This window comes from Autumnicola psychrophila, from assembly GCF_031846645.1.
Taxonomy (GTDB): domain Bacteria; phylum Bacteroidota; class Bacteroidia; order Flavobacteriales; family Flavobacteriaceae; genus Autumnicola; species Autumnicola psychrophila.
The window spans coordinates 67,599-89,479 of record NZ_JAVRHN010000013.1 but is presented as its reverse complement, the minus strand read 5'-3'; the positions used below and the strand labels follow the sequence as shown (position 1 = coordinate 89,479).

16 protein-coding genes and 1 tRNA gene are annotated in these 21,881 nt (G+C 38.7%); 9 read left to right on the top strand and 8 right to left on the bottom strand.

What is annotated here, in order from left to right:
* Positions 1 to 43 precede the first annotated feature (43 nt).
* The 3 genes from RM541_RS15240 to RM541_RS15230 all read left to right on the top strand — a co-directional run bounded on the left by RM541_RS15240 (position 44) and on the right by RM541_RS15230 (position 6,338).
* Positions 44 to 919: a TIM barrel protein gene (locus tag RM541_RS15240; RefSeq protein WP_311500996.1), complete on the top strand. Its 876-nt coding sequence runs from the start codon at positions 44 to 46 to the stop codon at positions 917 to 919.
* Between the two features lie 398 nt (positions 920 to 1,317).
* The gene (locus tag RM541_RS15235; RefSeq protein WP_311500995.1) at positions 1,318 to 4,926 is read left to right on the top strand and encodes a metallophosphatase; all 3,609 of its coding nucleotides are present in this window, start codon (positions 1,318 to 1,320) and stop codon (positions 4,924 to 4,926) included.
* A gap of 44 nt (positions 4,927 to 4,970) precedes the next feature.
* The gene (locus tag RM541_RS15230; RefSeq protein WP_311500994.1) at positions 4,971 to 6,338 is read left to right on the top strand and encodes a mercuric reductase; all 1,368 of its coding nucleotides are present in this window, start codon (positions 4,971 to 4,973) and stop codon (positions 6,336 to 6,338) included.
* A 13-nt stretch (positions 6,339 to 6,351) separates the two neighbouring features.
* Here the strand turns inward: RM541_RS15230 and RM541_RS15225 are convergent, their stop codons facing one another.
* The 5 genes from RM541_RS15225 to RM541_RS15205 form a co-directional block, all read right to left on the bottom strand.
* Positions 6,352 to 7,020: a haloacid dehalogenase type II gene (locus RM541_RS15225; protein WP_311500993.1), complete on the bottom strand. Its 669-nt coding sequence runs from the start codon at positions 7,018 to 7,020 to the stop codon at positions 6,352 to 6,354.
* Between the two features lie 69 nt (positions 7,021 to 7,089).
* Positions 7,090 to 7,632, bottom strand: a complete 543-nt coding sequence (locus tag RM541_RS15220; protein WP_311500992.1) for a lipid-binding SYLF domain-containing protein — start codon at positions 7,630 to 7,632, stop codon at positions 7,090 to 7,092.
* Between the two features lie 241 nt (positions 7,633 to 7,873).
* Positions 7,874 to 8,032 (bottom strand): hypothetical protein, encoded by a 159-nt coding sequence (locus RM541_RS15215; protein ID WP_311500991.1) that lies wholly within the window; start codon positions 8,030 to 8,032, stop codon positions 7,874 to 7,876.
* Positions 8,033 to 10,030: a tetratricopeptide repeat protein gene (locus RM541_RS15210; RefSeq protein ID WP_311500990.1), complete on the bottom strand. Its 1,998-nt coding sequence runs from the start codon at positions 10,028 to 10,030 to the stop codon at positions 8,033 to 8,035.
* Between the two features lie 86 nt (positions 10,031 to 10,116).
* On the bottom strand, positions 10,117 to 10,881 hold the full coding sequence (locus tag RM541_RS15205; protein ID WP_311500989.1) for a LytR/AlgR family response regulator transcription factor: 765 nt from the start codon (positions 10,879 to 10,881) through the stop codon (positions 10,117 to 10,119).
* Between the two features lie 325 nt (positions 10,882 to 11,206).
* Here RM541_RS15205 and RM541_RS15200 point away from each other — a divergent pair, with 325 nt between their 5' ends.
* From RM541_RS15200 to RM541_RS15190, 3 genes are all read left to right on the top strand, one after another.
* Positions 11,207 to 11,716: an outer membrane protein gene (locus tag RM541_RS15200; protein WP_311500988.1), complete on the top strand. Its 510-nt coding sequence runs from the start codon at positions 11,207 to 11,209 to the stop codon at positions 11,714 to 11,716.
* Positions 11,717 to 11,878: 162 nt separating this feature from the next.
* Positions 11,879 to 12,232, top strand: a complete 354-nt coding sequence (locus tag RM541_RS15195) for a DUF4870 domain-containing protein (RefSeq protein ID WP_311500987.1) — start codon at positions 11,879 to 11,881, stop codon at positions 12,230 to 12,232.
* Between the two features lie 69 nt (positions 12,233 to 12,301).
* Entirely contained in the window at positions 12,302 to 12,622 is a 321-nt protein-coding gene (locus RM541_RS15190) for a hypothetical protein (protein WP_311500986.1), read from the top strand.
* Positions 12,623 to 12,741: 119 nt separating this feature from the next.
* On the opposite strand, the gene RM541_RS15185 is transcribed toward RM541_RS15190, so the two are convergent.
* Complete coding sequence (locus RM541_RS15185; RefSeq protein WP_311500985.1) at positions 12,742 to 13,764, bottom strand: hypothetical protein; 1,023 nt, start codon at positions 13,762 to 13,764, stop codon at positions 12,742 to 12,744.
* A 209-nt stretch (positions 13,765 to 13,973) separates the two neighbouring features.
* Between RM541_RS15185 and RM541_RS15180 the strand changes: the two genes are divergently transcribed.
* Both RM541_RS15180 and RM541_RS15175 read left to right on the top strand, forming a co-directional pair.
* The gene (locus RM541_RS15180; protein WP_311500984.1) at positions 13,974 to 15,272 is read left to right on the top strand and encodes a paraquat-inducible protein A; all 1,299 of its coding nucleotides are present in this window, start codon (positions 13,974 to 13,976) and stop codon (positions 15,270 to 15,272) included.
* A gap of 245 nt (positions 15,273 to 15,517) precedes the next feature.
* A complete protein-coding gene (locus tag RM541_RS15175) occupies positions 15,518 to 16,561 on the top strand; it encodes a chemotaxis protein CheB (RefSeq protein ID WP_311500983.1) in 1,044 nt (347 codons plus the stop codon).
* A 287-nt stretch (positions 16,562 to 16,848) separates the two neighbouring features.
* On the opposite strand, the gene RM541_RS15170 is transcribed toward RM541_RS15175, so the two are convergent.
* Positions 16,849 to 20,895: a CheR family methyltransferase gene (locus RM541_RS15170; protein WP_311500982.1), complete on the bottom strand. Its 4,047-nt coding sequence runs from the start codon at positions 20,893 to 20,895 to the stop codon at positions 16,849 to 16,851.
* A gap of 474 nt (positions 20,896 to 21,369) precedes the next feature.
* Positions 21,370 to 21,441: transfer RNA gene (locus RM541_RS15165), tRNA-Arg, on the bottom strand.
* 107 nt (positions 21,442 to 21,548) lie between these two features.
* Here RM541_RS15165 and RM541_RS15160 point away from each other — a divergent pair.
* Positions 21,549 to 21,860 (top strand): hypothetical protein, encoded by a 312-nt coding sequence (locus RM541_RS15160; protein WP_311500981.1) that lies wholly within the window; start codon positions 21,549 to 21,551, stop codon positions 21,858 to 21,860.
* Positions 21,861 to 21,881: the final 21 nt, after the last annotated feature.

The window sequence follows — 21,881 nt, the reverse complement described above, 5'->3', positions numbered from 1 at the left end:
AGAGTTTTTCGTTTTAATAATTAACCATTTAGAACCTATAAATATGATACATAGAAGAACCTTTCTTAAACAATCTGGTCTTGCTCTGGCGGCAACAACGCTTCTACCCAGCACGATATTTGCCAATTCTGCAAACCAGCCTTTAGGATTACAGCTGTATTCTTTGCGCGAAACCATTGGAGGTGACGTAAAAGGAACTATTCAGAAATTAGCAGCAATAGGCTTTAAGGAGGTCGAAACCTACGGCTATTCTCAGGAAAACGGATTCTGGGGATTAAGTGTAGCCGAATTTAGAGATATCCTTTCCCAAAATGGCATAAAATCTCCCGGTGGCCACTACGGAATGGATCCTTTTCTGGATGAAAATGGCACAAAAGACGATGTTAATTATATTTTGGAGGTAGCCAACCAGCTGGATCAGGATTATGTTATTATTCCGCATATTTCCGGAAACCTCCGGAATTCTATTGATGATTACAAAAGGATTGCTGAAAAAATGAACACTGCGGGGCAAATGTGCAAAGAAGTCGGACTAAAATTGGTTTATCACAACCATGCCTTTGAATTTGATGATTATAAGGGTCAAAATGGCTACGAAATATTTTTAGAAAAAACAGATAAGGATCTTGTCGCTTTTGAAATGGATATTTATTGGGTGGTAAGAGCGGGCATAGACCCAATAGCCTTATTTGAGGAGTACCCGGGGAGATTCCCGTTGTGGCACGTAAAAGATATGGACCAACAAAAACCGGAGCTAAATACTGAAGTTGGAAGCGGTACTGTCGATTACAAAGAAATCTTTAAATATACTGAAGAAGCCGGAGTAAAACATTTTATCATTGAGCAGGAAAATTTTGAGATGGATCCCTACAAGAGCCTGGAACAAAGTTTCGATTACCTTCAGAACAACCTGATATAAACCAGTATTTTCAGCTATTCCAAACAGCATCCATGGGACAGTTAAAGTCTATGGCTCTTCATTGGCAGGTTACGCCAGGAGCGTAATTAATAACCGGAGGCAGCTCCTGGGAAATTAAAAGTTGACAGAAAAGAAATAGAAGAAAAGAAAGATTGCGCAAAAGATTTGTTTTGAGCTAAAATAAGTTATAATACACTAAAGCGCAACAGGTTTAATCTGGGAAAATCCTTAAATAGAGTTTAGCATGGACTCCTGTAATCACTTTTCCGTATGTTATAAAAAGCGTGTTATGCACAAATGAAATGTTATAAATCGTTAAAATTCATTATTCTGTAGAATTTTTTTTCAATCTTGAAAGATTATAAAAATGCCTACACGGCCCTACTTAAGTATATTCTATGCTCTCCATACCTAAAAGTTCATTTTGCAGCTTTCTCAAACTCCAGATTACTGCACTACTATATTTTATCATCTTATCCCCTGCATCTGCTCAGCAAGATGAAATACCTGAAGGAAAAGAAATATCCCATTCTGTTTATTTTACCGCAAATACAGGTCTTAACAAAGGCTCTGAAGCCCAACGAATCTTCCGTCAAATCGTGGAAGCATCTAAAGAAGACGAAGATGCCAGTGTTGTACTTCTTGGTAATATAACTGAAAATGGCTATCCGGAAGACGAGAAGGAAAGGAAAGCAACTGAAGCTTTTTTACGACAAAAACTACTACAACCGCTAAAGGATTTTAACGGCAATGTAATCCTAAACCCGGGAGTTAATGAATGGCGCAAAGGTGGCGGACAGGAAAATCTGGACTACATGGAATCTTTTCTTCAGGATAATAGTGAAGCAGAGTTCTGGCCGAACGACGGGTGCGCCAGGGAACCGGAAACTTTGAGTGACGAAGTGGAGCTTATAATGATAGATTCGCAGTGGTTTTTGGAAGATTGGGATGATCACCCCTATATTAACAACAAATGTGAGCTGAAAACACGAGAACAATTCTTCGTGAAATTTAAGGACGATCTTAAAGATGAGCAAAATAAAACAATAATTGTAGCAGTACACCATCCTGTGATGTCCAATACAAAGCGAGGATTCTTCGACAAAGTCGGAGGTTTTTCCAGACAGTCCTATTATAATGATGCAATGCAGGAACTACGTGGCAGGCTTGAAACCCTGGCAAGTCAATTTGACGATGTAATATTCGTATCAGGAAACGACAGGAATATGCAGTACCTGGAGGATGACGGAATCCCTCAGATTATAAGTGGTGCAGCAGCAGCAACCGAAGAGGCCAAAATCCATGAGGAAGGCCATTTCGCTTCAGATAAAAACGGTTTTACAAAGCTTACAGTTTTTAAGGACAGGAGCTCGATAGTCCGGTTCTATGAGGCTACTCCGGAAGGTCCTGAATTGCTATTCAGCAAATTTATAAAAAGAGAGCGCACCAGGGTTGAAGATGTCAATTACCCACCCAATACGAATTTTACTGACACCTACAATGCTTCAGTATATACTGATGAAGAGACCGATAAAAGCGGATTTTACAAATGGTTATGGGGAGAACATTACCGGGATATTTACAGCCGGGACATAGAAGTTCCGGTACTTTTTTTAAGTGATCTGCCGGGGAATCCGAAACCAATTTCAGAAGGAGGCGGAAACCAATCCAGATCACTTAGAATAATAGACGACGAAGAACATGAGTATACGCTCCGAGAGATAAGAAAGAGTGCTCTTCGGTTTATTCAGACCAAAGTCAAGACCCATTATGTACAGGATCGTATAGATAATACCCTTGCTGAAAGCATTGTGCAGGATTATTATACCACATCCCATCCATACGCTCCCTTTGCCGTTAATGATCTTTCCACCGCTGTCGACATTTATCACGCAAACCCGCAGCTATTTTATCTTCCAAAACAGAAAGAACTGGGTATCTTTAATGATGGTTACGGCAATAAACTTTATATGCTGGAGGAGCATGTAGGTGATGAAAATAAGGATTTCGAAACCTTTGGTTCACCCGATGATATTATAAGCACGGCAGATCTCCTTCTGGAACTTAGAGAAAGCAAAGATTCTTATGTGCACGAAGGTTCTTATATAAAAGCACGGCTCTTTGACATGTTAATTGGTGATTGGGACCGGCATGAAGACCAATGGCGTTGGGCACAATTTGAGCAGGCAGACGGAAGGTTAATGTACAAACCTATAGCCAGGGACAGAGATCAGGCCTTTTCAAAATACGACGGACCACTTATCAATCTATTAAAAATGGGTGTTCCTAATGTGCGTGCAATGCAGACTTTTTCGGGAGAAAAGCTTGAAGATGTGAAGTGGTTCAATGTTGCAGCCTATCCACTGGACAAAACTTTAATAAAAACTGCTAGCTGGGAAGACTGGAAGGAGCAGGCAAACTTTATTCAGAATGAACTATCAGACGAAAAGATTGACGCCGCTTTTGAAGCACTTCCTGAAGACACCAAGGATCAAAGTATAGAACGAATTCGGCAGGATCTTAAAGAGCGCCGTGATAACCTCCTGGAAATAGCCCGGGATTATTATAAATATCTTCTTGAGTTTGAAGTTATTATTGGAACAGAAGAGGATGATAAATTTGAAATCACCCGAAAAGATAGCGGAATAACAGAAATTGTAATAAGAAATGATGAAGAACTAATTTTTGAAAACACCTATAATTCTGATATGACTGATGAAATCTGGATATACGGGTTAGACGGAGATGACGAATTTAACTTAGAAGGTGAAGGAAATGATTTAATTAAACTGAAAGTTATAGGTGGAGAGGAGAATGATATTTACAACTTCAGCAATACCAGGAATGCGAAACTGTATGATTATAAGAGTAAAAAAAACACCATTAAGACACCGGGTGCCAATAAATGGCTCGTGGATAGCTACGACATTAATAATTATGATCCTGACAAACGCAAAACTACAACTAATGTCCTGTTTCCAAGCGTAGGCTTTGATCCCGATGCTGGTTTCAGAATTGGACTGGCAGATACTTATTCTACTTATGGACTGGCAAGAAACCCTTTTACAACACAACACAATTTAAGTGCTTTCTATTACTTTGCAACTTCAGGTTTTGAGGTAAACTATTCGGGTGAATTTGCCCATATTTTCTATAACTGGAATTTTGGTATTGATGCAAGGTATACCAGCCCTAACTATACGCTTAACTATTTTGGAACAGGGAATGAGACCATTTATAATGAAGATGCTGTAAGTATGGATTATAATCGTGTGCGTATCAGCCAATGGAGCATTGCTCCCTCACTTATCTGGCGTAATAATAACGGTGCTCAGTTCCATTTTAAACCTATAATAGAATCCCTTGAGGTTGAAGGTAATAATTCCGAATATGTAGGGCAGGTTTTTGATGCAGAAGATGATCTTTTTGATAATCAGATCTACGGCGGGGCAGAAATAGCCTTCCAGTACACAAATAAGCCTATGAAACTTGCTTTCCCCAGGCGGGGAATCGAATTTGATGTTTCCACTGGATATAAAAAAAATATTGACGAACATGACAACGAATTTGCTTATTTAAAGCCATCGGTTTCTGTTGTATATCCACTACATGAAAGCGGAATTGTTGTTTTAGCCACTAAGCTTGGCAGTGAGTTTATTTTTGGGGAGAACTATGAATTTTATCATGGCGCCACTCTGGGAGGAAATCATAGCCTGCGTGGTTTCAGAAATGAACGTTTTAACGGAAAATCTGCTTTCTACCAGAGTACAGATTTAAGAGCTGGCCTTTTAAGGGTGGAAACAGGTTTTGTACCTCTAAGGGCAGGGATAAGTTTGGGATATGATTATGGACGGGTATGGACAGAAAATGACAATTCTGAAAAATGGCACAATAACTATGGCGGTTCTGTCTGGATTAATGCCTTTAGTGCTATTACCGGAAATATTGGCTACTATACAAGTGATGAAGACAACCGTTTTATGTTTACACTAGGCTTTAACTTTTAACTATCTAACTAAGGGCATCAACAGTCCTCCTTAAAAAAATTTTTATGAAGTTTGATGCGATAATTATTGGAACAGGACAGGCGGGAACTCCGCTTGCTGCAAGTCTTGCCGAAAATGGGCAAAAAGTAGCCATCATTGAAAAAGGCGATTTTGGAGGCACGTGTGTAAATACCGGCTGCACTCCTACCAAGGCTTATGTGGCAAGTGCCAGGCGCGCCTTTGTTACAAAGAACAGTCAGGAGCATGGAATATCCTTAGATGGTGATGTTAAGATCAACCTGAGGGCGATTAAAAGAAGAAAAGACAAACTTGTAGAGAAATCCAGCAAGGGAATTGAAAAAATGCTGAATGATAATGAGAATATTCAGGTTTTTCGCGGAGAAGCAAAATTTAAGGATGGTCATAGTGTAGTGGTAAATGATGAAGTTCTTTATGGAGAAAAAATCTTTATTAATACAGGTTCAAGACCAAACATCCCGGCACCTTATAAAAACCTCAACCATTACACCAACGAGACCATGCTAGAACTGGAAGAAATTCCGGAGCACCTCGTGATTATTGGTGGTGGGTATGTTGGACTGGAATTTGCCCAGATGTTCAGTCGTTTTGGAAGCCGGGTGACCGTTCTGGACCGTGGCGAGCGCCTTATGCAACAGGAAGATGAAGATATTTCTGAAGCAATCCTTCAGATTTTAAAAGATGAAGATATTAAAGTCTATCTGAATTCTAAAGATATTAAAGGTACCCAGGCAGAAAAAGGTATTCAATTCAGTTTTAATCTAAACGGTGCGGAAAAAAGAATTGATGGGACGCATTTATTGCTCGCTACAGGTCGTGTGGCAAATACGGCAAATATCGGTTTTGAGAATACAGGTGTGCACCTGGATAAGAAAGGCTATATAAAAGTAAACGAATATCTGCAGACTTCGGTACCCCACATTTTCGCGCTGGGTGACTGCAATGGCGAAGGTGCTTTTACACATACCTCTTACAACGACTTCGAGATTGTAGAGTCCAATCTTATTCAGAATAAAAAAAGAAGTTTATCTCAACGTTACCTTTGTTATGCCGCCTTTATTGATCCACCACTCGCCCGGGTGGGAATGAATGAAGCTGAAATAAAGGAAAAAGGTATAAAGGCAAAGTTGGCTTCCAGACCAATGACTAAAGTAGCCAGGGCGCAGGAAATGGGAGAGACCAGCGGAATGATGAAAATCTATATTGAAGCTGAAACTGATAAAATACTTGGTGCATCTTTCCTTGGGACAGGGGCTGATGAAGTTATTCACTCCATTATTGATGCGATGTATGCGGAAACATCCTATACCACGATCAGGGATGCTGTACATATACATCCTACTGTAAGCGAATTGATCCCCACCATGCTGGAATCACCTGAAGATTTGGAGTAATAACGGAAGAATTCTAATCGGCTAATTTCTGGGCGAGATCCAGCATATCTACTGCTTCCAACTCTGGTTTTTCAGCAAGAGGATATAAGAATTTGCCTTTTCTCTTTATAAATGCTGCTTTTAGTCCGCTACTTTTTGCACCGGCGATGTCCCATCCATGAGCCGCTACTAACATCGCGTTCTCTGCAGAAACTCCGGATTTTTGAAGAACGTGCTCATAAGTTTCTTTGTGCGGTTTGTACTTTTTCACTACGTCCACACTCACGACTGACTCGAAAAAAGTATCGATATTTGCAAATTTCAGCTGCTCTTCTGCGACAGTTGGTTTTCCGTTAGTAAGAGCTATCATTCTGAATTTTTGATTTTGAAGTTTTTGAAGTGCTTCAATAACTTCCGGATGAGGAGGTAACTTTCTAATATGACCCAGGATTTCCCTGATTTCTTTTTCAGAAAACGAAAGATTCATTTTCCCGGCCAACATTTTAAATGTAGCCACTCCTACTTCAGTAAAATCATGATATTGATGGGTTATAGTTTCCACCAGGGAATACTGAAGCAGCATCGGAAACCATGATTCAAATACCAGGTCGTTTTGCAGTGCATTATTCACAGCTTTCTTTAAAGGATTTAGATCCAACAGTGTTTCATTTACATCGAAAATGAGCAAATTTGGCTTTTTCATAATTTTATTTATTTGAAACAAAAAAAGTCGGCTTTTAAACCGACTTTTCTTTGTTCTATGTTGAGGATATTATCTCGCTCTGTATTCAAACTTCTGTCCTCCAACAGAAATTCCTGCCATTGCACCAGCCTTAGGCATAATTACTACACCAACACCATCCTGAAAATCTACAGATTTAGACCTTCCTTCTTCAAGTATTACAGCAGATGCACTTGCTGTCAATTCGTAATCTCCACTCTTAAAGTCTTCTAAAGCAGACTCGGACTGGAAGAAAAGAACTTCAGTATATGCTTTCCCACCTATCTGGAACCCGACGTCCAGTTGTTTCATTTCTGCAAAGCCCTGAACAGTTCCGTTTTCGTATAGAACACCGTTACCTGAAGCTCCTCCAAGAATATAAGCACCTTTTCCTACATTAGGAAAAATTACATATCCTGCAGAATTCTGAAATAATTCACTCATATTATTACTGGCATCAGCAACATTTTCCTGGGCTTTCTCTGCGTCCGAAATTAATTTATCCGGGCTCGTACTCATGGAACCGCAACTCGCTAACCCCAATAAAAGCACTGTTAAAAGGGGTATGTAGAATTTACTTGTAATAGATTTCATAAAATTTAACTTTTTTGGTTTCATTCAAAAATAGAAAGAGTGGTCCACGAAGCCTGTTAAGCATTTGTTATTTCACGAAAGATTAGCTGAAACCTGAATATTTTATAAAATTTTTTAGATAAATTCTTATACCTTTCTCTTTTGTATCTTACGTTAAATAAGCACTTCAGAAGTCATATTCCCCTCAGAAAATTACTTTAGAAGTATATTGATAATACAATTTCCCCAGGGGAAGACTGGTTCAACCATGTAATAAAAATTGAGGCCCCATTAACAAACCTGTAGTGATCGCTATTAATGGTTCGGTTAGTAATAGTTCCTGCATTTTCTTGTAAACTTCAAGAACGCTAACGGTAAAATTATCAGCATTAAATCCGTAATAAGTGATTTTTCCACTCAACTAATCGAACTTTTCAAAAGCTTCTTTCTGTGTTAAATAGAACACAATTCTGGTACCCTGTGGTTCTCCTTCTGCGTTTTTTTTATCAATTATCTCATATCTGATGTGTCCTGAGTAACTTTTATTGTAAAGATCGATCCTCTCCTGTATAATCTGTGTACCCATACTTTTATGAGATTTTCTGGTTGCTTTGGAATTATTTCTGCCCACCCCATTATCTTCAATATTTATTGTGATGGTGTTTCCTTCGGGAATTACCTCTATGAGAAGCTTCTTTTCTTCTTTTTTACTTGGCAAAAGCCCATGCCAAATTGCATTTTCTATAAACGGCTGCAGCAATAATGGAGGAATGAGCGTTTCTTCAATTCCTGAAGAATCATCACCTATAAATTTGTAGGTAAAATTTTTTTCGAAGCGGTTTCCTTCGAGAGTTAAGTAATAACGGGTTAATTTTAATTCTTCAGTTAGTGGCACCACATGCTGTTGTGAGGTCTCGAGCACCATTCTCGTATAGCGACTAAAAACCACAAGGTATTTTATGGCTTTAGCGTTTTGGTTACTCTGTATAAGATAAGTTATGGCATTAAGGCTGTTAAACAAGAAATGAGGATTAACCCTTAGACGGGTAACAAGAATTTCTGCCCTGGCAAGATTACGCTCGTATATTGCCTTCATTTTTTCTTTTTCTTCCTGTAAAATTCTGGCGTTTGTTTTCTTTTTTGTCTGGTAATTCCGGTACTGAAGTAAAAAAATAATGAGGATAAAAAAGAGCCCGGTGGCGAGAAGTAACATAAAGATCCTGCGCCTTTCCAGCTGTTGTTCCTGATTGTCCAGCAGCGTTTGCTGCAACGCTCTGTCTTTCTCTAATAACTGAATTTGATTTTCTTTCTTTTCTATGTCATACTCGCGGATAAGGGCCGCTATTTCCACATTTTGTTCTGAAAGTTTTATACTGTCTTCATAGAATTTGGCCTCTTTAAAATATTGTAAAGCTTCGGAAGGATTATTTTGTTCTTCATGTATTTCTGCCAGTTTATACGAGTTTTGCATAATCAGCCCAAACTGATTTAAATCACTTGCCAGTTGAAGCGAATTCTCATAATATTCCCGTGCCAGGTCGGGTTCTTCCTGATTTAACCGTACATCTCCCAGACTAACCAATATCTGCGCCTGTCGGTGTTTATCTCCTAATTTTTTAAACCGGCTAAGGGCATCCTCAAAATATTGACCAGCTTTTTCAAAGTTTTTCCCCTCGTCCAGATAGGATTTTCCGAAGAACTCATAAGTGATTGCCAGCCCGTATATATCATTGCGTTCCCGATTTATTCTAAGCAATTCATCCAGGTATTCCCGACCTTTATTAAATTGACCTTCATTCACGTAATAATCGGCAATAGAAAGATAATTCATGGCCACACCAAGACTGTTGTCACGTTTTTCCTCAGCCTCCAGAGATCGTTCAAAATAAGCTAAAGCCTCCTCCTCCCTTCCCTGAATATTTCCCAACGCATTACCAATTCCGTTACTGGAAATCGCAATATTTCTCAGGTCGTTTTCTCTTTCTGCAATTTTTAAGGCCTTCATGTAATAGGAGATAGAGGAATCATATTTCTGATTATAACGGCCTGCTACCCCTGCATTGTTAGCAAATATCATCTTGTTAACAGGATTAACATTTTTTTCCTCCACCAGATTGTATGCTTTTATATGCAGTGGCATTGCTTCATCATAGTCCTGATGATACCTGTAAAGCAGCCCAAGATTGTCCAGACTGCGGGCATACAATAAAGTATCACCCAATTTTAATGCCCACTGTATGGCATCCTGGGCATAGTTATATTCTTCTTCTTCGTTGTGATCTCTTTTATGAATCTCGCGGCTTAAACTTATGGCATAATCAACTTTCAGGGAATCCTCCATTTCCTGCTCCAACGCTATTCTAAGACTATCGAGGGCTGATTGTGAAAATCCAAAAGTTACATTTAAGAAGAGAAACAAACAAATCATTTTCTGCAGGGAGCTGTAGAAAAAGTTTATAGTAATATATTTAGAGGAAGTCTCGACCAAAATATTTTATCCTAAGCTTAAGCTGTGTTGGTTATGGCATCAAAAAGATTTGTGATAAGATCCTTTTTACTTTTACTTACTGGAATCGACTTTCCATCCTGCATCACAAGGTAACCTCCATCATTACGGTAATATTTTTTCATGTAATTGGGGTTGATTAGATAGGATTTGTGAATACGGATAAAAAAATATTTATCGAGGAGTTTTTCAAACTCCAGCAAAGTCTTACTTAAAACCAGTTTGCGGTTGTCTACCGTAAACAGCAACGTATAATTGTTCTGGCTCTGGCAATAGAGAATTTCGTTGGTTTCTATGAATTCATAACCATCAGAAACAGGGACTGCAATTTTATTTTTCAGGATCCCTTCCCGCTTCATATAGGTCAACAGATCATTAATTCTTTCTGAAGAAAGATTTTTCTTCTGCTCCCTCTCCTCTTTCCATTGTAGAACAGCTGTTTCAAATTCTGAATCGTCTATAGGTTTTAGTAAGTAATTTACGGCTTTGGCTTTAAAAGCCTGTGCGGCATACTGGCTGTATGCAGTTGTAAATATTACATCAAAGGCATCCTTTGGAAGTTGATCCAGCAATTCAAAACCATTCATGCCCGGCATTTCAACATCCAGAAATACGAGATCTGGCCTCGCCTTTGGTAAAGCTAAAAGTGCATCTTCCGGTTTTGTACCTTTATAAACAATTTCCGCTTCCGGAAATTTGCTTTTTAGATGCAAAACCAGTCCTTCCACACAATGCACTTCATCATCTATAATGGCTACTTTCATGATCAGGTATAACTTTAATGCTCATTCCTAAGGAGATTATAATAAATGTAGCTTTTCTCAATGAACTTATAAAAAAATTACATCTAAAATGCTGTTTTCCATTAGTATAAGCGCCGTTTGACTTAGGGAAAGCTTTTCTCTGCCAATGGGGCTCAAAATCCATCTGAATAAAGCAGTTATATATTTCGCTCATTCATAACCAGCTTATACTCAGTTCCTATTGATAGAAACATAGCTGCATAAGATATTTACACCATTGAATAAATAACCCACGACACTTTTTGCACTAAATGACAAACGAATTTTTAAACTAAAATCTTTTGACATGAAAACGAGATTACTTTTTACCGGAGCTTTATTATTTCTCGCAGGAATCTTTAACAGTTCTGCACAAACCGAAACCCGATTAGGTGCCATGGTTGCTTATGGTACCGAGATTGAAAATCCGGGAATTGGCGTAACCGCAGAATTTCCAATTATCGAAGATCTTACCATTGCACCGGGCTTCATTTACTACCTTCCTAAAGACGAATCTGGGGTTAGCCTTAACTGGTGGGAAATAAACGGAAATGCCAATTATTACTTCGTTAACACAGAGAGCCTTGGCTTTTACGGACTCGCAGGATTAAATTATTCCCACGTAGGTGTGGATTATGATGGCAGCGGATTTGGCGGTGCTTCTATGTCTGTAAGTGACGGCAGGTTCGGATTAAATCTTGGTGCCGGTGCTAATTTTGACATTGGGAGCAGTATAATTCCTTTTGCTGAGGCGAAATATGTAATTATAGATGGCGGACAGCTTGTGATTGGCGCAGGAGTGAAATTTGATTTATAATTCCAATGTCCAGGGTTTTAAACCGGCAATTTTGCAAAATGCAGAAGCAGCAAAGCGTACAATTGAAAATTACACTAATAAAGCAGGGGCTGTAAAATTCACTTTTTCACTAAAAGCCGCCGGAATTGAATCTTTGATGCTCAACTTCTAAATATTCTGATTATGGAATCCGGAAATACACATGCAGAAAATAAAAATACTGCCACAGATGACAAAACAATGGCTATCGTTGCCTATTTGACCATCATAGGGCTTATTGTTGCCTTTGTAATGAACAACGAAAAGAAAGATCCCTTTGCTGCATACCATATCAAGCAGTCCTTAGGTCTCTCTTTGTGCGGAATTGCACTTTTCATTGTAGGATTGGTGCCTATTTTAGGATGGATTGCCAGTTTCTTCGGTTCTATCTTCCTGTTGTATCTATGGATAATGGGACTTATAAATGCCATTAACGGAAAAACACAGCCGGTACCCTTACTGGGAGATAAATTTGAAGAGTGGTTTCGGAATATTTAAAAAATTGGACGTCTATCTAAAAACAACAATTATCGTCCTTCAGAAAACACTAACTATAAAAATTAAATTATGAAAATTTATTCTAAAATTTTTCCACTTATTTTATGTATAACGCTTTTCAGCTTATCCTCCTGTTCCGGAGATGACGACGCCGGTACTGATGATAACATAGGCGGATGTAATGATTTCCAGTCAGAATGGGAAGATGTTGTAAATGCTTTAAATGCTTATTCCCAGGCTCCAAGTTCTCAGACCTGTGAAGTTTATAAAGAAGCAATGACCGATTTCTACCAGGAATTTGAAGATTGCCAGTATTGGGGAAGTCAATATGAGGAAGCTATTAATCAAGTACAGGCGATGGACTGTAGCGAAGTCTCATCTGACACCTAAAAATCTTCCTGAAAGAATAACAAAGATTAGATTTAAAATCGTGTGGGGACCGGTTTTAATTCTAAAAGGAATGGACGTGTAATAGCGTCCATTCCTTATTTATGCTTCAGCAAAACCTGTTAAAGCTCTCTTACAGCAATAATACTTATCAGTGAAGAAAGGTCGTCTGCATTCTGTAATTTTATTAATTCCTGATCACCTGTTGAAGGATTGTACTTTAAAAGATTTATGGAATTATTTGCTCCTACAAGTTCTACAAACTCTTTCCCCTCTCCATTGTAAAAGGTTTTATGAGCAAAATTTAAAGAAGATATTCGTGGAACTTCAGATACTTCTGTTACCGTTCCTGTCTCTATGTTGTAAATTACCGGTCTCACTTCTGCCATATAAGAAGAGTTAGCTACAGGTGAAAATCCGAACAAAGTTGTTGTACCACCGCTGTTCCCAATATTCGTAAAACCAGTCGCAATACCCTGTCGCGGAAGAACCTCAACAGAATTTTGGTCAAGTTCAATTTCTAATAAATCAGCTTCTGTAACTCTTTCTGTTTTTGAAGCTACCACGTATAGTTTTTGTCTTATTAGGCTTGTGGAATATATATTTTCATAACCTTTTGTACTCAGGTCGATTTCACCGGTAGTTATTTCAAAATTTTCCGGGTTTATACTTACCACCATAATTGGTTTCTGATGGTTACTCTGCTCCATATTTTCTCTAGTGATCCCTACCAGGTTTTGATTTTCTTCATCCCAGTCCAAAGACAATAATGCTGTATTGTCTCCAAATTGCTCCGGATAATCAAGTATGGCAGAACGGGTTTCACCAGATCGTTTCTCCCATGCATATATAATCCCCCTGGGAGGATCAAAACGGTGTTCATATATAAAATTTTCAGAACCTGAAGAGGTCACCGCATTAAACATAGTATTGAATTCAATACCGGGAATGTTACCCATTTCTACTACTTTTCCACTATTATTGCCAATGGTGAATAAGGTTCCGTCGTTTCTTAAAGCAAGATAACTATAGGTGTCCACAATTTCAGAACCCTCTGTTTCTTCAGGAGATTCATCTTCTGAACATGAGAAAAAGGAGGCTAATAGGACCATTATCAGCAATGGTCTGAGAGATTTTAATAACATACTACTACTTTTTTGAGCGGATGAAAGTAAATATCTCCCGGTTATTTTACTAAGAAATAAAGAATAAAAAATATTTTCTTAGAACAATGTTTTGAATCCTGGACAATGATGCTTTCTGCTAAAAAAAAATGGAGTGAATTTACTACTATAAATAGACATGATTTTATCAGAATTAAAGGATTACATTTATAAGATTAATCTCGTGCGTGATGTCAAAATTTTTACAGCGTGTCCTTCTGATATGTTTTACAGGTAGCCTTCTCGCCTTAGCGGGATGGAGCAGCTTTCAGGTCTATAGATATTCTTCGGAAGCTGCCGAAATCAAAAAGGACTACAGCGAACTTAACAGCATTACCCACGGAATTTTATCTGTAAATATCTGGAGGGATCATTTAACCAATATGGTCCTGAACCGTATTGACGAATTTGAGTTCACCGCCGAACAGGAAGATACTTTGGTTCTTCAGGTGGAAAATATTCTTACCGCCGGGATCGACAAAGGAGACAGCTTAATGAACCTGAAGCAAAAGACCTTAAAAGGAAAACTACGCAAATTTGCGGTAAGAACATTGGTTCCCGAGGAAAAGATAAGGGCATTAGTACCTATGTTTGCCCAAACCATTGTTGATGAAATTCAGAAACCGGAGAACAAGGAAGCGCTAAAGTTTGTTATTAAAAGTAAGCTACAGGAGTATAGTGATCTTACTCATGACAATTCTGAAGCTGCCGTCCAACGATTAGAAGCCCTTTTTAATAAATACGAAGTAGCTGACCTGAAAGGTTTTAACGAAAAAACTTCAGGAGAACTTATAATGCTGGAAGAGCAAACCTACTTTCATACCTATATCCTGCTTGGCGTAATTATGGCTTTCCTCTTGCTCTGGTGGCTACTCAGAAATCAGAAACCGCTACATACCCCACTTTTCATAGTCTCGGTACTGGTATCACTGGTGGTGCTTTTTTCGGGTATTACAGCTCCTATGATAGAAATAGATGCTCGTTTTCAACAAGTGAATTTCCAGCTGATAGGCGAACATATCGTTTTTAATGATCAGGTGATTTTCTTTCAAAGTAAAAGTATCCTGCAGGTTATCGATATTTTATTTGCTAATGGAAAAGTGGATTCATTTCTCGTAGGAATCCTAATTCTTATTTTTAGCATTGTTTTTCCTGTTGCCAAACTCCTTTCCACTCAAATCTACCTCGCCGGAAATGAAAAATTAAGGAAGAATAATATTCTCAAATTCTTCGCTTTTAAATCGGGAAAATGGAGCATGGCAGACGTTTATGTGATCGCTATATTTATGGCTTATATCGGTTTCCAGGGAATCCTGGATCACCAGCTTTCCAACGTGAATAGGGACACAGAATCGCTCGTAAGCATTTCGACCAATAAAACATCCCTGCAACCGGGATTTATCATTTTTATTGGCTTTGTGCTTTTTAGTTTAATCCTGTCTACTATTTTAAAAAAAATAACTGCTTTGCATAACAACAAAAAGCTCTAATAGGTAAGTCCCTATCACCAAGTTCTATCCATTGAAAAATGATCAAATTTTAAAAAGAGAAAAGCTTAGACATGGCTTTTAGAAAACATACTTTGCACGCTCTCCTTAAATCATAAACCTGCTGCTCATTACTCTATAAAGGAATTAACAAGATTGGCAAAATTTTACGATTCATTAAAAATCCTTTTAAAACCTAAATAGTAACTTGTAAGGATAACCTCAACAGTTTATCAGGATTGGAAAAAATGGTTGCAAACAGCAAAGAAAACGTGAGCGGAATCAGAAATATTATCGTTATTGGTGCATCGGCAGGTGGCTTGCCCGCAATAAATGAAGTAATATCAGGACTTTCAGCAGATATGGATGTGGCAGTTATGGTAGTTATCCATGTGTCGAAAAAATCCAATAGCCAACATATTGCGAACAGTTTTCAGAAAAATACAGGGTTAAATTGCGGAGTTGCCATAAACGGAATGTCTTTAAAAAAAGGCCATTTATATGTTGCCCCGCCAGAGCATCAATTATTGGTAAAGAATGATAGGTTGCTTTTAACCTCAGGTCCACATGAAAATAAGTACCGCCCTTCTATTGATGTGCTTTTTAGATCTGCCGCTGTAAATTACGGTCACAGGACAATCGGCATTATCCTTACAGGTTTGTTTGAAGATGGTACCTCGGGAATGTCTGCAATAAAACGCTGCGGCGGACTTTGTATTATCCAGGATCCTATGGAAGCACAATTTTCGGATATGCCCCGCAGTGTGCTCAATAAAATAAAAGTAGATTTTCAGGCAAAGCTGAAAGAAATTCCGGCTATTATAAACAATATTCTAACCCAGCCGCTTCCTTCGGAAAAACCTGTTCCGCATGAAATTCGCATCGAAGCAAATTTAACCGAACAAATGATGAGTGATATTAATGAAATCAAGAAGATTGCAGATCACAGCGATTTTGTCTGTCCCGACTGCGGAGGTGGATTATGGGCTCTAAAAAATGATCCTCTAAACCGCTACAGATGCCACACAGGACATGTGTTTACTGAAAAGATCCTGCATGACCTGCAGGATAAGAAAATCGAAGAATCTATTTGGGTTTCCATACGTATGCTGGAAGAAAAAGAAAATCTTCTCCTGTTAATGGCAAAGCGTGAAAATACAGATGGAGATTTTAAACTTTCTGAATTTCATGAAAACCGACTGAATGAAGTAAGGAAGCATATAGACCGTTTCAAATCTCTTCTCAAGCTTTTAAATGAAGACCTCCACAAATCCCCTCCTACTGAAGAGTAAATACTTTTTATTTCCGAAGAAATTAGGAGGACCTCAAAAATGGCAATTATCGACATTAAATGAAACGAGACGCATTTGATTTTATTAAAAAGCATCTCGACAGGCTCAATGTGGCCCATTTGCTCTTCACTTTTCACTATTCACTCCTTCACGGAATCACTGCATCACTGCAAATTTAACCCCTCCGGCCTACGGCCACCTCCCCTTGAAAAAATGGGAGCTACTTAATTTTAAGTTTTTAAACCAATTTCAACGTGAATTTACTTTTCACTACTCACTCCACATAATCAGGAACAATTTTCAGCATCATAAGGAAGGGTAAAAGTAAATATTGAGCCCTGTCCCAGTTCACTTTCTACAGTTAAACTGCCGCCATGCCGTTCCAAAATTTCTTGTGCCAGGAATAATCCTATACCAAGTCCCGCATATGTATCTTCATTTTTGCCTTCCACGCGGTGAAATCTTTTAAATATTTCCTTTTGATCCCTTTTAGAAATACCAATTCCTTTATCTGAAATACTTATGGCTGCTTTATGATCTTCTGATTCAAAAAGCAGTATTTCAATTTCCTTATTATCAGGCGAATACTTTACTGCATTAGTAATCAGGTTAATCAAAACCTGGCCTATCCTGTCCTTATCTGCCTTAATTTTGCATTTGAACTCGTGCTGAATATTAATTTGATGGTCAATTTCTGTACGTAGTATATCCTGTACCGTTTCTTCAACAAACTCATTAATATCAAAAGTCTCCTTCCTTAGGTCCAGCTTATTTTCCTCTATTCTTGAAATGTCAAGCATTTCTGAGATAAGCCTGGTAAGCCGTATAATCTGTTCATCAATACGCTTTAAGGAAGGTTCAAGAGGCAACGATTCCAGCGTTTTATTTTCCTGTTGCAGCATATTGAGCAATAATTGGACATATCCTTTTATAGAGGTAACCGGTGTTTTAAGTTCATGACTCACCAGCTGGAGAAAACCTTCTTTTCGTCGTTCTTCTTCTTTAAACTTCTCAATCTCTGTGGTTGCTCCAATCCACTGTTTTACGTTTCCTTCTTCATCTTTAATAGCAATTGCCCGGGTCATGTGCCACCTGTATTCCCCTTGTCGATCCCGCAATCTCATTTCCAGTTCCAGTTCTTCTCCTGTCGATACACTTTTATTCCACTTTTCAATACTATTCTTAACATCATCGGGATGCACAAGATTTGCCCATCCTTTTTCAACCAGTTCTTCCCTGGTCCATCCCGAGTAATTCTCCCAGCTCTTATTAAAATAAATAACTTTTCCTGATGGATCTGCATTTGAAACCTTCTCTGGCATGAACTCAGTAAACTGACGGAATTGAGAGCTACTCCTTATTAAGGCATTTTCGGCCTCTTTATGGATTTGGATATTCGTATTGGAGCCAAACCATTTCATAATCTCCCCATCTGTGCTAAACAGCGGCAGGGCCTTTGCCAGAAACCAATTATAATTGCCCTCTTTATCTTTCAGGTTATATTCGATAGAAAAAGGTTCCCCTGTTTTTACGCACTTGCTCCAATGTTCAGAAACCCTCTGCCGATCGTTAGGGTGCACAAAATCTTGCCACCGGTCACCCTCGATGTCTGCATCTGTTGCCCCTGTAAACTCTTTCCATTTAGCATTAAAAAATTCCGGTTGTCCTGTTGCATCCGCTATCCAGATGAGCTGCGGCAGTGTTTCTACCAGGAGCTTGAATTTAATTTCGCTCTTCTCAAGGGATTTTTCCACCAGTTTTTTATCTGTAATATCCCCAAATACCAGCAGGATCAATTTTTCTCCACCTTCTTCTCTTACTATTTCGCGGGCATTAATCAGCATAGTACGCTCACCAATTACAGGGAATTCCCGGGTAATCTCGTAATTAGAAATAACAGATTTCTCGGTCAGGACCTTCTTCAGCAATCCCTCCATTTCAAACAGGCTTCCTTCTTTCCTGCCCAGGTTTAAAACAGATTTGTTCTCAATTTCTGCCTCAGAGGTTCTAAAGGTTTTGTAAAACACATTATTAGCAGATTTAATCCTAAGATTACTGTCAAGTACAAGCCATGGCTCTCTAACTGTTTGAAAAATATCTACTGCAAAATTACGGGCGGTGGTGAGATTTTTATTCATGCTCAGCAATTCCTGGTTAAGGCTGGTAAGTTCCTCGTTGGTGCTTTGTAGCTCCTCTTTGCTCGTTTCCAGTTCTTCATTCAGGGTTTGAAGTTCTTCGCTTCCGCTCTGCAATTCCTCATTTGCACTTTGCAATTCTTCATTCGTGGCCTCCTGGTCTTCAGTAATACTGCGCATATCTTCCCGGGCCTGTGCCAGTTCTTTTTCAAGCTGGTATATGAGCAGGTCCTTTTCATCTTCTTTGGGTTCTTCAGAAGAAATCTTTTCCACAACCTTTCTGTATCCTGAAACTACGGGTTGGGCTAAGGGATCATGAAAGAGGACCAGATAATAAGGTTCTGCCAGGTTGGGCAAAGGAATAGCTTCAATAGAAATGATGCGTTGGCCATTTCCTTCAGGTATAGGGATATTTTCTCTTATAACCGATTCATTCTCTTTTTTGGCGTGGTGAATAATACTTCGCAGTTCAAAAGAGAGGCCCGGTTTAGCCATTCTCAATAGGTTTAGATTAGGCTTGCCCGACTGTGGTTCCAGATATATTCCGGTACGACCGCGAAAGTGAACTATGTCCATAGCCTCATCTATTACGACGCCCGCAGGAGTGTACCGGCTTAGAATAACTTCATCTGCAGTCCGCTGGAAATCTGTTTGGGCATTTTCTGCTTTTCTATTTCTGCTGAATTCACGAAAATTTTCTTCTTTGCGCTGGGAAGCTACCTGCATAAATTTTCCCGGCCGCTCCCTGGGCTTAAATATTTTATGATTTTTTTCTGACGGAATAAAAAGATCGGGGGCATTCCCGGTAGTTTCAGATTTCCCCAACAAGAGGTAACCATTTATATTTAGTGCATAATGAAACGTAGTGAGTGCTTTCTTCTGAAGGTAGGGCTGTAAATAAATAAGTACATTACGGCAGGCGATAATATCCATTTTTCCAAAAGGTGGATCTTTAAGAAAATTATGGAGGGAGAAAATGCACATTTCACGCACCTCTTTTTTAATCTGGTATTTGCTGTCCACTTTGTTAAAAAAGCGGTCCACCCTTTGCGGACTCAGGTTCTCCATTTCAGATTTTTTATAGATTCCGTTCCGGGCTTTGCCTATTGCGGGATCACTAATATCTGTACCAAAAATCTGTACCTTCGCACTACTTTTATTCTCCTCCATAAACTCATGCAGGCATATTGCGATACTATATACTTCCTGTCCTGTACTACAGCCTGCCACCCAAATTCGCACAGCCTCTTCTCTACTTTTGTCCTTCAAAATTTTTGGAAAGACAGTGCTGGACAACCTGTTAAAGATCTCCTCATCCCTGAAAAATTCAGTCACCGGGATCAGGAGATCCTGTTGCAATACACCTTGTTCATGTTTATGCTCCCGTAAAAATTTCAGGTAATCTGCCGGTTCCTTTTTGCCGCTTAGTGCCATTCTGCGTAAAATCCTCCGGCGTATGGTGGTTTGCTTGTAATAAGTAAAATCGATTCCCTTTCTTATGCGCAGTAAGGCGAGTATTTGTTTATAAACATCTACATCTTCGTTCTCCAGCTGTTTTTCATTACCGTTAATTCCGTAGAAATTTTCAACAACCTCCAGGATCTTAGCCGGCATCTCCCGCGGGGAAAGAATAAAATCAACAACACCTTCCTCAATTGCGCAACGGGGCATAGATGGATATTCGGCAGTGTCTTCACTTTGGGCAAAGGTTATCCCGCCATTATTTTTTATCGCTCTGAACCCCGCTGTCCCATCGGCTCCGTTTCCTGTAAGGATTACGCCAATTGATTGTTCCTGATGTACTTCTGCCAGGGATTTAAAAAAAAGATCAATGGGCAAATTCTTTACAGCGCCAGCTTTCTGAGGTCTCGGGCTAAGCTCCAGTTTCCCGTCATTGGACATCAGCATTTTATTGGTGGGAATGATATAAATATGATCTGATTTTACCGTGAGATCATTGGAAATCTCAAGGATGGGCAGCTCAGAACATTTCTGGAGTAATTCCGGCAGCAGACTTTCATGATTCGGGTCCAGATGTTGCACCAGCACATAAGCCATTCCCGAATCCTTCGGGATCGCCTGGATAAATTCCTTAAATGCAGCTAAACCCCCGGCAGATGCACCTATGCCAACCACAGGAAAATTATTTTCAGACCTTTTTAAGCTTTCAATACTTGATTTTTTATTTTCCTGAGACATGTAGTAGTCAATGTTTTATAACAATTGAAATAGAACCATTTAAGTATTTCTAAAATAACCTTATATAAAGAAATACCATACGGTAATGAATTTTATTTTTTTGTTTTTTTATCTTTTAAGAACTTTATTAATTTTTATGAACTTCAAGAGGTGAGAGCAATGGAAGAAGGCTCTATAAATAATAAATTTTGCCTCCCTGCCTGATATAAAAGCCGTTAAATCTACATTTCAATTAATGCAAATATATACCAAAACGCACATTCAGCTGACTAGTTTATTTGCTCGAGTTTAAAAGAATTAAAGTTCACCTGATGATAAAAGGCTACTGAAAATGATGAGCTATTGGGATATCCACAAAGTCAAAATTGTTGACGATTTGTGAACTCTTTAAGTGATATCAACTAAAGCCGAAAAACAAAAAAAACCCTGAAAATGTTAAAATTAACAGGGTCGTATTTATTTAAATGTTACAAGTAGCCTCGCCAAGAATCGAACTTGGATCTAAAGTTTAGGAAACTTCTATTCTATCCATTGAACTACGAGGCCTAAATGGAGCACAAAAATAATAATGTTTTCAGAAATACATCCATTCAAGACTTAAATCTTACACATTTTTAAAAATCTTAGTTATTTTAGATCAAACGAAATAAGCAATGAAAGTATTAACCATAATTACAGCAGGTGTGTTATTCTTTTTTACTTCCGCATGTAGCAGCACTACCGGCAATGGTTCCACGCTTCTGCGAATTACCGGTGTAGTTCAGGCTTCAGGAATAACTTCCTACCAATATGGAACGCATACTTTGACTTCCGAAGAAAAAAGTTATGCCCTTAAAAGCACCAATATCGATCTTTCTAAATACGAAGGTGAAACTGTGAAAATTTCCGCAGAAAAAATAAAAGGATATCCTGTAGAAAACGGGCCGGAATTTCTCAATGTTCAAAAGATTGAAAGGAACAAATAACTTTTTTTTCGATAAACCCTT